The sequence below is a fragment of the Halobacterium sp. DL1 genome (genome assembly GCA_000230955.3).
Lineage (GTDB): Archaea > Halobacteriota > Halobacteria > Halobacteriales > Halobacteriaceae > Halobacterium.
This window is the reverse complement of record CP007060.1, coordinates 1,989,129-2,001,529: the sequence shown is the minus strand read 5'-3', so window position 1 is coordinate 2,001,529 and position 12,401 is coordinate 1,989,129. Positions and strand designations below refer to the sequence as shown.

Below are 12,401 nucleotides of genomic sequence, written 5' to 3'. Positions count from 1 at the left end.
GCGGACCGTAAGGCAGAGGGCCGCCCCGGGTGAATCGGGAGTATGGACCAGAAGCGGGAGCTGACGAGCGTCGACCTCGTCGCCCTCACGGCCGAACTCAACGACTACAAGGGGGCGAAAGTCGACAAGGCCTACCTCTACGGGGACGACCTCGTCCGCCTGAAGATGCGGGACTTCGACCGCGGGCGGGTCGAACTCCTCCTCGAAGTCGGCGAGACGAAGCGCGCCCACGTCGCCGCACCCGAGCACGTCCCCGACGCCCCCGGGCGGCCGCCGAACTTCGCGAAGATGCTGCGCAACCGCCTCTCCGGGGCGGACTTCCACGAGGTGCGCCAGCACGGCTTCGACCGCATCCTGGAGTTCGAGTTCCGCCGCGAGGACCAGGACACCACCATCGTCGTCGAACTGTTCGGCGACGGCAACGTCGCGGTGCTCGACCAGAACGGCGAGGTCGTCGACTGCCTGGAGACGGTGCGGCTGAAGTCCCGGACGGTCGCCGCTGGCGCCCAGTACGGCTTCCCGAGCGCCCGGGTCAACCCCATCGACCTCGACTACGAGGCGTTCGCGGCGAAGATGCGCCAGTCCGACACCGACCTCGTGCGCACGCTCGCCACCCAGCTCAACTTCGGCGGCCTCTACGCCGAGGAGCTCTGCACGCGGGCCGACGTGGAGAAGACGGAGGACATCGACGACGCCGGCGACGAGGCGTTCCGCGCGCTCTACGACGAGAGCACGCGCCTCTTCGAAGGCATCCGCGCCGGCGAACTCGACCCGAGGGTGTACTTCGAACGCGCGGACGAACGAAGTGAGTCCGCGGAAGGAGCGAGCGGGGAGGAAGGACCCGCGAGCCGTGAGGAGAACGAGGAGCCCGCGGCCGACCAGCGAGAGGCCGCGGAAGGAGCGAGCGGCGGGGCCGCGAGCAGCGCACCAAATCGCGGCCAGCGCGTCGACGTGACGCCGGTCCCGCTCCGCGAGCGCGAGGAGCTCCCGGCGGACGCCTTCGACCGGTTCAACGACGCCCTCGACGACTACTTCACGAACCTCGACACGACCGAGGAGGAGGAGAGCGGCGAGGCCGTCTCGCGGCCCGACTTCGAGGCCGAAATCGAGAAACAGAAGCGCATCATCGAGCAGCAACAGCAGGCCATCGACGACTTCGAACAGCAGGCCGAGGCCGAACGCGAGAAGGCCGAACTGCTGTACGGGAACTACGACCTCGTCGACGAACTGATAGGGGTCGTCGCCGACGCCCGCGGCGCCGGCCACGGGTGGCAGGACATCGCCGAGCGGTTCGAGGAGGCCGCGGGCGACGTGCCCGGTGCGGACGTCTTCGTGGGCGTCAACGAGTCCGAGGGGACCGTGCGCGTGCGCATCGACGACCACACCATCGAACTCGACCCGGAGTCGGGCGTCGAGAAGAACGCCGACCGCATCTACACGGAGGCAAAGCGCATCGAGGAGAAACAGGAAGGTGCCCGCGCGGCAATCGAGAACACCCGCGGGGACCTCGAATCCGCCAAGCAACGCCGGGAGGAGTGGGAGGCCGAACCGGACGAGCAGGAATCCGAGGCGGACGACGAGCTGGCGGACGTCGACTGGCTCTCCCGGTCGTCGATTCCGATTCGGAACCAGGAGCAGTGGTACGAGCGGTTCCGCTGGTTCCGTACGTCGGAGGGCTTCCTCGTCCTCGGCGGCCGGGACGCCGACCAGAACGAGGAACTCGTCAAGAAGTACATGGACCGCTACGACCGGTTCTTCCACTCGCAGGCCCACGGCGGCCCCATCACGGTGCTGAAGACCTCCGCGCCGAGCGAGCCCTCGAACGAGATCGAGGTGCCCGAGACGGACAAGCGCCAGGCCGCCCAGTTCGCGGTCTGCTGTTCGTCGGTGTGGAAGGACGGCCGCGGCGCCGGCGACGCCTACATGGTCTCCCCGGACCAGGTTTCGAAGACGCCCGAGAGCGGCGAGTACCTGGAGAAGGGCGGGTTCGCCATCCGCGGCGACCGCACGTACTTCCGGGACCTCCCCGCGGAGTGGGCCGTCGGCATCGCCTGCGAACCGAACACCCGCGTCCTGGGCGGCCCCATCGACGCGGTCCGCGACCAGGTGGAGACGCTCGTCGAGGTAGAGCCGGGCCGGTACGCGCAGGGCGACGCCGCCAAGCGCATCTACCGGATGTTCCGCGAGCGCTTCGCCGACCAGTCGTTCGTCCGGAAGGCCGCCAGCCCTGACGAGATACAGAAGTACATGCCCCCGGGCGGGAGTCGAATCCGGGACTAGGACTCGGTCGTTTTGCGGGTTGCGTTGCTTCTTGCTCAGCCAACGAGTACCACCAGAAAGCCCCGGCACTGTCGACTCCCGGGACTCGTCGCGCGCCTCGGTCGCGACGCTCCCTCGGTGCTCCCGTCGTCCGGGTTCGTCGACAGTGCCGCCCCTTTCAGTCCCACCCAGAACCGGCTGACCAACCGGCAACGGGAGGACTGAAAGGGGCGGGTGGCTGCGCGAACCCCGGTGACGCACGCACTGGAACGAGCGAAGCGAGTGAAGCGCGCAGCGAGCCGCGGGAGTGCAGCCACCCGGGGCTTTCTGGGTGTTCTAGACGCTGTCGCAAGCAAGCAGTTACCAAGATACGAACCGCTGAACTGAGAGTAGCAGGACACTTGACGGTCGCCCCACTCCCCCTACGTATGCAACTGAAGGAGCGCCGGCGGGTCGAGGGCGGCGGCGAGCGCATCACGCTCGTCCCCGAGAGCCTCGACGACCTCTGGCACCTCGCGTACGTCCTCGAACCCGGGGACCTCGTGGCGGGCGACACCCACCGCCGCATCCAGCGCAAGGACGACCAGATGCGGGACACGGGCGGGGAGCGCGAGCACATGTTCGTCACCATCGAGGTCGAGGACGTGGAGTTCCACAAGTTCTCGAACCGCCTGCGAGTCGCTGGCACCATCGAGCACTGCTCGCGGGAAGATCAGCTCGGCATGCACCACACGCTGAACGTCGAGGAGCGCGAGGAGATCGAGGTCGAGAAGCACTGGCAGCCAGACCAGCTCGAACGGCTGAACGAGGCCGTCGAGGCGACCGACCAGCCCGACGTCGCCATCGCGACGGTCGAGGAGGGAGAGGCTCACATCCACGTCGTCCAGCAGTACGGCGTCGACGAGCAGGGGTCGTTCACGGCGACGACAGGGAAGGGCGAGCAGAACGACCGCGGCCGCGACGAACTGTTCGCGACGCTCGCCGACGCGCTGGCGCGCATGCAGGCCGACGCCATCATCCTCGCCGGCCCCGGATTCACGAAGCAGGATGCCCTCGACTACGTCACCGAGGAGTACCCCGACCTGCAGGACAAGATCACGATGGTAGACACGAGCGCGGTGGGCGGCCGCGGCGTCCACGAGGTCCTCAAGCGCGGCGCCGTCGAGGAAGTCCAGGAGCAGACCCGCATCGCCGAGGAGTCAGAACTCATCGACGAACTCACCACGCAGATAGCGACCGAGGGGAAGGCAGCCTACGGCGTCGACTCGGTGGCCGAGGCGGTGGAGTTCGGGGCGGTCGAGTCGCTGCTCATTCTGGACGAGCGTCTGCGGATGGAGCGCGCGGACGAGGGTGACTGGGACGTCGACGTCAACGACCTCGTGACGAACGTCGAGCAGCAGGGCGGCGACGTCACCGTGTTCAGCCACGAGTTCGCGCCCGGCGAACAGCTGCGGAACCTCGGCGGCATCGCGGCCGTGCTGCGCTACCGCCTGGACTGACTCGACGGCCAGACGCCGCTACCAGTTGTAGTCAGTCTGGGAGGAACCAGGTCGACTATCGGAGTCGCCGGACGATTCGGGAGAGTATCGAGACTGCCGTGCCGAGGCCGGGAATCCGTGAGGAGAGTGCGGCGGCACCGAGGAGCAACAGGCTCTCTTTCTTGCGGCCACGGGCGAACGCCATCGCCGCGTCGATCACTGTGGAGACGATGCTGATCTTGTTCGCGGATCTGGTGTTGAAACCCGTCATCTGTACTCCGTCTGTAGGTGGCCGAGCGGTAAGTAGCACACCCATGCTACAGGGAACCGCGCCCGAAATTCTACCTCACGTTCGTCGGATAACTAAGAACTGTCCCGACGCAGGACCAGTGCTAGCGGGGACCGTCCGTCTCTATTTCGAGGCCGTCCCGCGCGAACGCTACCTCGCCGTCGAACTGTTCGGCGATGGACGCCCGCATCTCGTCGTGCTTGCCGTCCGTGTGCGGGTAGAGGTGCGTGAGGTAGAGTTCCTCGACGTCTGCGTCGGCCAACGACTCGCCCAGTTGGGTCGGGGTCGGGTGGTTGTCGACGTCCACCTCGTCGGGGAACGAGCAGTCGTGGACGAGCACCGACGCGCCCTCGGTGAACGCCGCCATCCCGTCGAGGGCCTCGGTGTCGCCGCTGAACACGAGTTCGTCGTCGAACTTGTAGGCGTAGCCGCTCATCGAGTGGACCGTCTCGATGGCCTCGACGTCGAAGCCCGCAACCTCGAAGTTCGGCGGTTCGACGTCGCGCAGCGTCAGGTCGACACGGTCCTGGAGGTAGTCGTGGACCTCGAGCATGTCGGTCACGAGGGCCTCGGTCCCGGGCGGCCCGACCACCGTCAGGGACTCCTCGCCGGCGAGCCAGCGCGCCTTCAGCAGGACGAGCAGGTCGCTGACGTGGTCGAGGTGGTGGTGGGTCAGCAGGACTGTGTCGACGCCCTCGTAGCCGACGTTGGTGCGGGCGAGCGTGTGGAGGACGCCGCTGCCGCAGTCGACGAGCAGGCGCCGGTCGTCGTCTTCGACCAGTAATCCAGTCTGCATGCGCTCGCCGGTCGGCATCGCGCTCCCGGTGCCGAGGAACGTCAGTCGCATACCCGAAACCCGGACTGCGCGCCGGGTAACGGTTTCGGCACGCTACTCTCGGTCGGGGTCGACGGCGTGGGCGAGCAACTCGAACTCGCTCGCTTCGACTGGGTGAGCGAGCACTCGCTCGGGACGTTCGAGCACCCAGCCGAGGACGTGCTCGGAGACGCGCGCGACACGGTTGTCTGTTTCGTAGTACGCTTCGCCGACCTGCTCCATGTCGCCGGACTCCATGTACCACCAGATGTCGTAGCCAGCGTCCGTTCGCTCCAGCAGCAGCGTCTCCGTGTACATTCCCTCCGCCTCCATGACGTCCAGGGAGGCGGCCTCGAACTTCGCCTCCAGCCACGCTGGCGTGCGTTCGAACAGACCGGCGAACGCGCGAGCGACCAGCGACCCGAGGCCGGAACGTACCGCGAGTCGCAGCGGCACGACGTCGGGCACCTCCCCTCCAGAGTCATTCGCCGAGAGCACGATTGGAAGACCCTCACTCCGGTCGGCGTACGCCCTCGGCCGGCCGGGCAGATTGGCGTGGACGAGCAACGTGGTGTCGGGGCTGGCAGCCGCTACGACGTTCGGTTCGCCATCCGTGAGGAACTCGGCGAGCGCGGGGAACAGCGGGGAGTGCTCGCGGACGACCGCTGCGGGGTCGCTCCACTCGTAGTCTCTGTCGTGCTCGACGTACCAGACGAGCGTGGGTCGCCCGTCGTCCGGGTTGTGGACGAACAGCGAGACGGTTTCGACGCCGTCGACCGGCAGTAGTTCGGCGATGCCGCTCCCCTCAGCACCGTCGAGTTCGGCGATCACCGTCTCTCGGATGTCGTCGAGTGCGGTCGCTCGTAGCGGCCACGAGACGAAGCAGCCGTCGTTCACGTCGCGGTCCTCCGTGCGTCAGTGACCACTTCTCCTGTCCGATCTGTGTGGTTCACGTGAGAGTGAGGGACGCCCCGGACAACCAGTCTTCTCACGAAACGTATCGCCAATTTAAGTGACAGGCTGTGGACGGTAGTCTGTGAAGTCCCTCGAACTCGAAATCGAGTACGACGAGGAGACAATCCACCCGATGCACGCGTTCGTCTGCGAGTCGCCGGTCGTGGAGCGCGAAGTGCTGCTGGAGGGGAAGCGGGACGGCGACACGCGCACGCTGCTGTTCTACGTCGAGGGCGACCGTGCGGCCTACGAGTCGGTGCTAGCCGAACGCCCGGGCGTCCGCGAGCACGACGTGACTGCGGAGGGCGACGACGCGTTCTACGTCTACACGCGTGTGGAGAACCGGGACGCCGAGGTCCCTGTCTTCGAGGCGTTCGACCAGCGGACGCTCGTCGTGGTGCCCCCTATCGAGTTTCGGTCGGACCGTACCGCGCGGTTCACCGTGGTCGGCCACCCCGACGACCTGCAGGCGGCAATCGACGGCATGCCGGATGGCACGGTGCCCACCGTGCGTCGTGTCGGCGACTACACAGGCACCGTAGACGACGGCCTCACTGACCGCCAGCGGGAGGCGCTCGCCGCCGCGTGGGACGCCGGCTTCTACGAAGTGCCCCGAAACGGCGGCATCGAGGACGTCGCGGCCGCCCTCGACTGCGCCGTCTCGACGGCCTCGGACCTACTGCGCCGTGCGGAGTCGAGGCTCGTCGGTGACGTCCTGGGGGAGCGGTTCTGAGCGCGTCTGTACGACCGAAACCGAGGAGGCGGTGGCCGTGGATACTCGGCGTATGCTGCTCCGCGACGCCACCCCCGAGGACGCGATGGCCGTCTTCGCCCTCCACGTCGCCGCCTCCCGCCGCCTCGCTCGCCCCGAGTACACCGAGGCGCAGGCCCTGGACTGGGCGAACAAGCGCGGCGAGGGTCCGGAGCGCTACGACACGGCGGACCTGCTCGTCGGCGAGCGAGACGGCGAGGTCGCCGGGTTCGGCGAATGGGACGACGGCGAGGTGGTCGCCTGCTACGTCCACCCCGACCACGCGCGGACGGGCGTCGGCAGCGCGCTCCTCGAACGCCTCCACGAAGAACTGCGCGAGGCCGGCTACGACCGCGCGACGCTCACGTCGTCGCTAAACGCCGTCGGATTCTACGAGCGTTACGGCTACGAGGCGGTCGACCGCCGAGTGCTGGACCCGGCGAACGTCGCGTTCCCGGTCGTCGAGATGGAGCGAGAATTCTGAGTTGCGCGCCCCGGTAAGCCCACAGTACGTAGCACCCGACTGGGCAGACAGAATCCGGGACGCGGCGGAGTAATCACGGCTTACTCGGCGACGGTGGCGGCGTCAGACACTTGGCGTCCGGGCTCGAAGGAACGAGGGAATGGCGACCGAGTCGGAGGCGCTGACGGGGTCGGGCGCGACCGACCGCGAGATACTGGACGCCCTCGACCCAGCGGTCCGGGAGTGGTGGGTCGACCGGTTCGGCCCGCCGACCCAGGAGGGTGGCTGTCTCACGCCGCCACAGCGCGAGGCGATTCCGCTCGTTCAGCGCGGGGCGAACGCGCTCGTCGCCGCGCCGACTGGGAGCGGGAAGACGCTCGCGTCGTTCACTGCGATTCTGAACGAACTGTTCGAGCGCGAGCAGGCCGAGGGCCTCGACAACGGCGTCTACTGCCTCTACGTCTCGCCGCTGAAGTCCCTCGCCAACGACATCGAACGCAACCTCGGGGAACCGCTGGAGGGAATCGCCGACAGACTCGAAGAGCGCGGCGCCGAGACGGACGTCCGGCAGGCGATACGCCACGGCGACACGACGAGTTACGAGCGCCAGCAGATGTTGGAAACGGCGCCCCACATCCTGAACACGACGCCGGAGACCCTCGCCATCCTGCTGAACTCCCCGAAGTTCCGGGAGCGCCTGGAGAGCGTCGAGTACGTCGTCGTCGACGAGATTCACAGCCTCGCAGACTCCAAGCGCGGCACCCACCTCTCGGTGAGCCTCGAACGCCTCCAGCGGCTGGCCGGCGGGTTCACCCGCATCGGCTGCTCGGCGACGGTCGAACCGTTGTCGGACATCGCCCGGTTCCTCGTCGGGTTCGACGGCGAGGGGGCGGCGCGGGACTGCGAACTCGTCGACGCGCGGTTCGCCCGCGACTACGACCTCGAACTCCACTGTCCGCGCCCGGACCTCGTGAACGCCTCCTCGGGCGCAATCAACGACGCGTTCTACGACGAACTCGGCGACCTCGTCGGCGGCGCGGAGAGCACGCTCGTCTTCACGAACACGCGGTCGGGCGCCGAGCGCGTGCTGGAGAACCTCCGCGAGCGCGGCATCGTCGAAGCCGACCGGTCGGCGTGCCACCACGGGAGCCTCTCGAAGGAGCGCCGGAAGGACGTCGAAGGACGGCTGAAGGAGGGGAGCCTGGACGTGACGACCACGTCGACGAGCCTCGAACTCGGCATCGACATGCCCCACGTCGACCTCGTGGTGCAGGTCGGCTCCCCGAAGTCCGTCGCCAGCCTGCTCCAGCGCGTCGGGCGCGCGGGCCACCGCCCCGGACGGACGGTGACGGGCCGGGTCATCGCACTCGACCGCGACGAACTCGTGGAGTGTGCGGTGATGCTCCGGCAGGCCGAGCGCGGATTCGTCGACCGCGTCCACATCCCGGAGCGCGCCCAGGACGTCGCCGCCCAGCAGGTCTACGGGATGGCAATCGAGGGGCCGCTGCCGGACAGCGAGGTGAAGGAGATTCTCCGGTCGGCGTACCCCTACCGCGACTACGGCGACGACGACTACGAGACGCTGCTGCGCTACCTCACCGCCGACTACGACGGCCTCGAGGACAGGCGGGTGTACGCGAAGGTGTGGCGCGACGAGAACGACGCCCCCGACGGGGAACACCACTACCCCGATTTCGACGTGGGTGAGCGCCTGGTCGGGAAGCGCGGGCGACTCGCGCGCCCCATCCTCCTGCAGAACATCGGCACCATCCCGGACTCGTTCACGGTGAACGTCTACGTCCGCGGCGACGACGAGTGGGTTGGCCAGCTCGACGAGGGCTACCTCGACACGCTCGAAGCGGGCGACGTGTTCGTCCTCGGCGGGGACCGGTTCGCGTACCGCTACCGCCGCGGGTCGAAGGTGTACGTCGACCGGACGAGCGAGCGCGCCACCGTCCCGTCGTGGTTCTCCGAGCGCCTCCCGCTCTCCTACGACCTCGGCCGCGAGATAGCGCGCTTCCAGGGCGACCTCCTCGCGAAGATGGAGGCGGGGGGTCCCGCTGCGGTCCGGCGGTGGCTCCGGGAGTTCCCCATCGACGGCAACGCGGTGCGGGCGCTCTCGCGGATGTACGACGACCAGGTGGCGTACGCGGGCACGGAGAGCGTGAGCACGCCCGAGCGCATCGCCGTCGAGGAGGTGAAGGACCGCGACGAGTACCGGCGGCGCTATCACGTCCGGACGCCGTACGGGCGGCGGTTCAACGACGGGCTCTCGCGGCTGCTCGCCTACCGCTGCGCGAACGAGGCGAACGCGAACGTCGCCGTCTCCGTGGCGGACAACGGGTTCACGCTGTCGATGCCGCTCAACAGGAAAGTCGATGTCGCGGGCCTCCTCGAGAAGACCGACCCCGCGGACGCCCGCGAGAACCTGCGGCGCGCGCTCCGGGAGACGGACCTCCTGAAGCGGTACTTCCGCATCAACGCTACCCGCGCGCTGCTCATCCTCAAGCGGTACAAGGGCCACGAGAAGTCCGCGAGCAAGCAGCAGGTCGCCAGCGAGATGCTGCTCGGCTTCGCCGAGGGCCTCGAGGAGTTCGCGGTCATCGAGGAGACGCACCGGGAACTCGTCGAGGACAAACTCGACCTCGCGGGCGTCACGGAGGTGCTGGCCCGCGTGCAGGACGGCGAGGTGGCGGTTCGGAAGACGTCGCTCAAATCGCCGTCGCCGCTCTCCTTCGGTCTCGCCACGCTGTCGGCCAGCGACGTCGTGCTCGCGGACGACGAGGACGCCGTGCTCCGGGAGTTCCACGAGCGCGTGCGCGAGCAGGTCGGAGACGACTAGTAGAGAGGGGTGAGCGCGTCAGCCGAGGTACGGGCGGAGGAGGGCGCCGAACCCAGTGAGTCCGATACAGATGGCGACGATGGCGCCGACGCCGGTCGCCGCCAGCGCTCCGTTGATGACGGCCGCGACCAGAAGCGCCTTGAGCCAGCCGTCCTCGTGGCCGACCAGTCGGTCGGCGATGGCGAGGTAGGCGACGGCGGCGCCGGCGGCCCACGCCACGTACGCCACCAGTAGCAGCGGAACCACGACGACGATGCCGATGATGGTGAGAACGAGCACCAGCGCGACGATGAACAGCGCGATGGAGACGAGCAGTCCGTAGGCGAAGGAGCCGACGGGGTCCTCGACGACGGCGTCCATCAGGCGCTCGGTGCGCTCCGGGAAGACGGCGACGGCGATGGCGCCCACGACGAGCGTCGTGAGGAACGCACCGACGGCGCCGCCCGCGAGTCCCTGGCCGAGCGTGACGTCGACGTCTACGCCCGAGTCGATCACCGCAAACAGCGTCTTCGAGACGGCCGCAACGGCGAACTCCTGCATTGTGAGACGCCTCACGGGGAGCGCACATAAACGGCCGGGAGTGACAGCGCCCCGCACTAAAATATAATTTAGATTACAGTTATGCGTGTGGCGTCCTACCTCACTCCCATGGTGAACACCCACCAGTCGAAGCCAGAACAGGCCCAGGAACCCCGGCAGGGATGGCCGCCCATCCACGAGGCGAACCCGTCGGCGCTCGACGCGGTGCCAGCGCCCGACGAGGAGGGCGTGGTGAAGACCGGAACGACCGTCGTCGGCCTGACCACCGCGGACGGCGTCGTGCTGGCGGCCGACCGCCGGGCGAGCCTCGGCGGCCGACTCGTCACGAACAAGCGCACCCAGAAGGTCGAACAACTCCACCCCACCGCGGCCGCCGGGCTGTCGGGCGCAGTCGGGCACATCCAGCAGTTCGTCAGGCTGCTCCAGGCGGAGGCGCGCCTCTACGAGAACCGCCGCAGCGAGGAGCTCACGATGACCGCGCTCTCCACGCTCGCGGGCAACGTGCTCCGGAGCGCCCCGCTGCAGGTCACGCCGCTGCTCGGCGGCGTCGACGAGGACGGCGGTCACGTCTTCAGCCTCGACGGCGGAGGTGGCGTCCTCTCGGACACCTACGCCGCGGGCGGCAGCGGGATGCAGATCGCGTACGGCGTGCTCGAACAGCAGTACGACGACGCCCTCTCGGCCAAAGAGGGCCGCGCCGTCGCCGCGCAGGCGATCGACAGCGCCAGCGAGCGCGACACGGCCAGCGGTAACGGCCTCACGGTCGCCACGATAACGAGCGAGGGCGTCGCGTTCGACGAGTTCGACGGCGTCTCGGAGGTGGCCTGAATGCAGAACAGCGACCAGCAGGCCTACGACCGCGGGACCACCATCTTCTCGCCGGACGGCCGCCTCTACCAGGTCGAGTACGCCCGTGAGGCGGTGAAGCAGGGCTCCCCAGTCGTCGGGGTCCGCGGCGAGGACAGCGTCGTGCTCGCCTCCCACGTACCGCGGCGCTCGCCGCTCGTGAACCCCGGGAGCGTAGAGAAACTGTTCGCCGTCGACGACCACGTCGCCATCGGCAGCGCGGGTCACGCGGCCGACACGCGCAGACTGGTCGACCTCGCCCGCCGCCGCGCGCAGGACGAACACGTCCGGTACGGGGAAGCGGCGACGGTGGAAGCACTGACGACGAGCGTCGCCGACCACCTCCAGGAGTACACCCAGACCGGTGGTGCGCGCCCGTACGGGACGGCGCTGCTCGTCGGCGGCTACGACGACGGCCCGCAGTTGTTCGAAATCGACCCCTCGGGGGCGACCCGCGAGTGGCGCGCCGACGCGGTCGGTCGCGGCGCCAGCGACGCCATCACCCACTTCGAGGACGAGTACGCCGCGCCGCTCGCCGCGGGCGACGCGCTCGGTCTCGCCCTCCAGGGACTCGACGCCGCCGTCGAGGACCTCTCGGTCGACGACGTGGAGGTCGGGGTCGTCACCGCGGACGGCTACGAACCGGTGGCCGAGGACCGACTCGACGCGGCGTTCGACGCGGACGGGGAGTGAGAACGAAAATCAGCTCGCGCGCTGGTCGCCGTCGTCGGTGAACGTGCCCGTCAGGACGGCCGTCGCTGCCCGGCGACCCGCGGGCGTAAGAACGTAGCCCTCGGCCGTCTTCTTCACGAACTGGCTGTCTAGCTGTCGCAGGTGGTAGGCGAAGCGCGCGGAACTGTCGCTGCCGACGAGTTCCTGAATCTCAGCGAACGACTGGGGCCCCGACCGCTCCCGCTCGGCCCGGAGCAACTGGACGAGCACCGCGACGCGGACCTCGCTCGCGAGCGCCTGGAACGCCTCACTCGCCGCGCCCTCGTCCGGCCGCTCGTCGAACGCGAGGGCGTCGACCTCCGCGGGGACCGGGGAGAGTCCGGACTCCTCCCGGACGCCGTCGTAGCCGTTCGACTCCTCCATTGGTAGGGGAGTCCGGGACACGTGACAAAAAGGACTGGGGTCCCGGCAGCCGAGCGCCCGCTCGGACTCG

The 12,401-nt window shown here is 68.6% G+C and carries 12 protein-coding genes; 7 read left to right on the top strand and 5 right to left on the bottom strand.

Features of this window, described 5'->3' with window-relative positions:
* Nucleotides 1-42 precede the first annotated feature (42 nt).
* Both HALDL1_12215 and HALDL1_12210 read left to right on the top strand, forming a co-directional pair.
* The gene (locus tag HALDL1_12215) at nt 43-2,280 is read left to right on the top strand and encodes a fibronectin-binding protein (GenBank protein AHG04271.1); all 2,238 of its coding nucleotides are present in this window, start codon (nt 43-45) and stop codon (nt 2,278-2,280) included.
* A 407-nt stretch (nt 2,281-2,687) separates the two neighbouring features.
* Entirely contained in the window at nt 2,688-3,758 is a 1,071-nt protein-coding gene (locus HALDL1_12210) for an mRNA surveillance protein Pelota (protein ID AHG04270.1), read from the top strand.
* Between the two features lie 55 nt (nt 3,759-3,813).
* On the opposite strand, the gene HALDL1_12205 is transcribed toward HALDL1_12210, so the two are convergent.
* From HALDL1_12205 to HALDL1_12195, 3 genes are all read right to left on the bottom strand, one after another.
* Nucleotides 3,814-4,008 (bottom strand): hypothetical protein, encoded by a 195-nt coding sequence (locus HALDL1_12205; protein ID AHG04269.1) that lies wholly within the window; start codon nt 4,006-4,008, stop codon nt 3,814-3,816.
* Between the two features lie 121 nt (nt 4,009-4,129).
* Nucleotides 4,130-4,873 (bottom strand): ribonuclease Z, encoded by a 744-nt coding sequence (locus tag HALDL1_12200; GenBank protein AHG04268.1) that lies wholly within the window; start codon nt 4,871-4,873, stop codon nt 4,130-4,132.
* A gap of 42 nt (nt 4,874-4,915) precedes the next feature.
* On the bottom strand, nt 4,916-5,737 hold the full coding sequence (locus HALDL1_12195) for a hypothetical protein (protein ID AHG05331.1): 822 nt from the start codon (nt 5,735-5,737) through the stop codon (nt 4,916-4,918).
* Nucleotides 5,738-5,876: 139 nt separating this feature from the next.
* Between HALDL1_12195 and HALDL1_12190 the strand changes: the two genes are divergently transcribed.
* From HALDL1_12190 to HALDL1_12180, 3 genes are all read left to right on the top strand, one after another.
* Nucleotides 5,877-6,527 (top strand): bacterio-opsin activator, encoded by a 651-nt coding sequence (locus tag HALDL1_12190; protein ID AHG04267.1) that lies wholly within the window; start codon nt 5,877-5,879, stop codon nt 6,525-6,527.
* 52 nt (nt 6,528-6,579) lie between these two features.
* Nucleotides 6,580-7,029: a GCN5 family acetyltransferase gene (locus tag HALDL1_12185; protein ID AHG04266.1), complete on the top strand. Its 450-nt coding sequence runs from the start codon at nt 6,580-6,582 to the stop codon at nt 7,027-7,029.
* 193 nt (nt 7,030-7,222) lie between these two features.
* Nucleotides 7,223-9,850: a helicase gene (locus tag HALDL1_12180; GenBank protein ID AHG04265.1), complete on the top strand. Its 2,628-nt coding sequence runs from the start codon at nt 7,223-7,225 to the stop codon at nt 9,848-9,850.
* An 18-nt stretch (nt 9,851-9,868) separates the two neighbouring features.
* Here the strand turns inward: HALDL1_12180 and HALDL1_12175 are convergent, their stop codons facing one another.
* Nucleotides 9,869-10,390, bottom strand: a complete 522-nt coding sequence (locus tag HALDL1_12175) for a hypothetical protein (GenBank protein AHG04264.1) — start codon at nt 10,388-10,390, stop codon at nt 9,869-9,871.
* Nucleotides 10,391-10,498: 108 nt separating this feature from the next.
* Here HALDL1_12175 and HALDL1_12170 point away from each other — a divergent pair, with 108 nt between their 5' ends.
* Both HALDL1_12170 and HALDL1_12165 read left to right on the top strand, forming a co-directional pair.
* Entirely contained in the window at nt 10,499-11,218 is a 720-nt protein-coding gene (locus HALDL1_12170) for a proteasome subunit beta (protein ID AHG04263.1), read from the top strand.
* The gene (locus tag HALDL1_12165) at nt 11,219-11,929 is read left to right on the top strand and encodes a proteasome subunit alpha (protein ID AHG04262.1); all 711 of its coding nucleotides are present in this window, start codon (nt 11,219-11,221) and stop codon (nt 11,927-11,929) included.
* A 9-nt stretch (nt 11,930-11,938) separates the two neighbouring features.
* On the opposite strand, the gene HALDL1_12160 is transcribed toward HALDL1_12165, so the two are convergent.
* Nucleotides 11,939-12,331 (bottom strand): hypothetical protein, encoded by a 393-nt coding sequence (locus tag HALDL1_12160; GenBank protein AHG05330.1) that lies wholly within the window; start codon nt 12,329-12,331, stop codon nt 11,939-11,941.
* Between the last annotated feature and the right edge of the window lie 70 nt (nt 12,332-12,401).

What these genes read in the sequence shown, in the direction of transcription:
- HALDL1_12200 (AHG04268.1), bottom strand. Translation starts at nt 4,873, where the DNA reads ATGCGACTGACGTTCCTCGGCACCGGGAGCGCGATGCCGACCGGCGAG.
- HALDL1_12175 (AHG04264.1), bottom strand. Translation starts at nt 10,390, where the DNA reads ATGCAGGAGTTCGCCGTTGCGGCCGTCTCGAAGACGCTGTTTGCGGTG.
- HALDL1_12185 (AHG04266.1), top strand. Translation starts at nt 6,580, where the DNA reads ATGCTGCTCCGCGACGCCACCCCCGAGGACGCGATGGCCGTCTTCGCC.
- HALDL1_12170 (AHG04263.1), top strand. Translation starts at nt 10,499, where the DNA reads ATGGTGAACACCCACCAGTCGAAGCCAGAACAGGCCCAGGAACCCCGG.
- HALDL1_12210 (AHG04270.1), top strand. Translation starts at nt 2,688, where the DNA reads ATGCAACTGAAGGAGCGCCGGCGGGTCGAGGGCGGCGGCGAGCGCATC.
- HALDL1_12160 (AHG05330.1), bottom strand. Translation starts at nt 12,331, where the DNA reads ATGGAGGAGTCGAACGGCTACGACGGCGTCCGGGAGGAGTCCGGACTC.
- HALDL1_12205 (AHG04269.1), bottom strand. Translation starts at nt 4,008, where the DNA reads ATGACGGGTTTCAACACCAGATCCGCGAACAAGATCAGCATCGTCTCC.
- HALDL1_12215 (AHG04271.1), top strand. Translation starts at nt 43, where the DNA reads ATGGACCAGAAGCGGGAGCTGACGAGCGTCGACCTCGTCGCCCTCACG.
- HALDL1_12165 (AHG04262.1), top strand. Translation starts at nt 11,219, where the DNA reads ATGCAGAACAGCGACCAGCAGGCCTACGACCGCGGGACCACCATCTTC.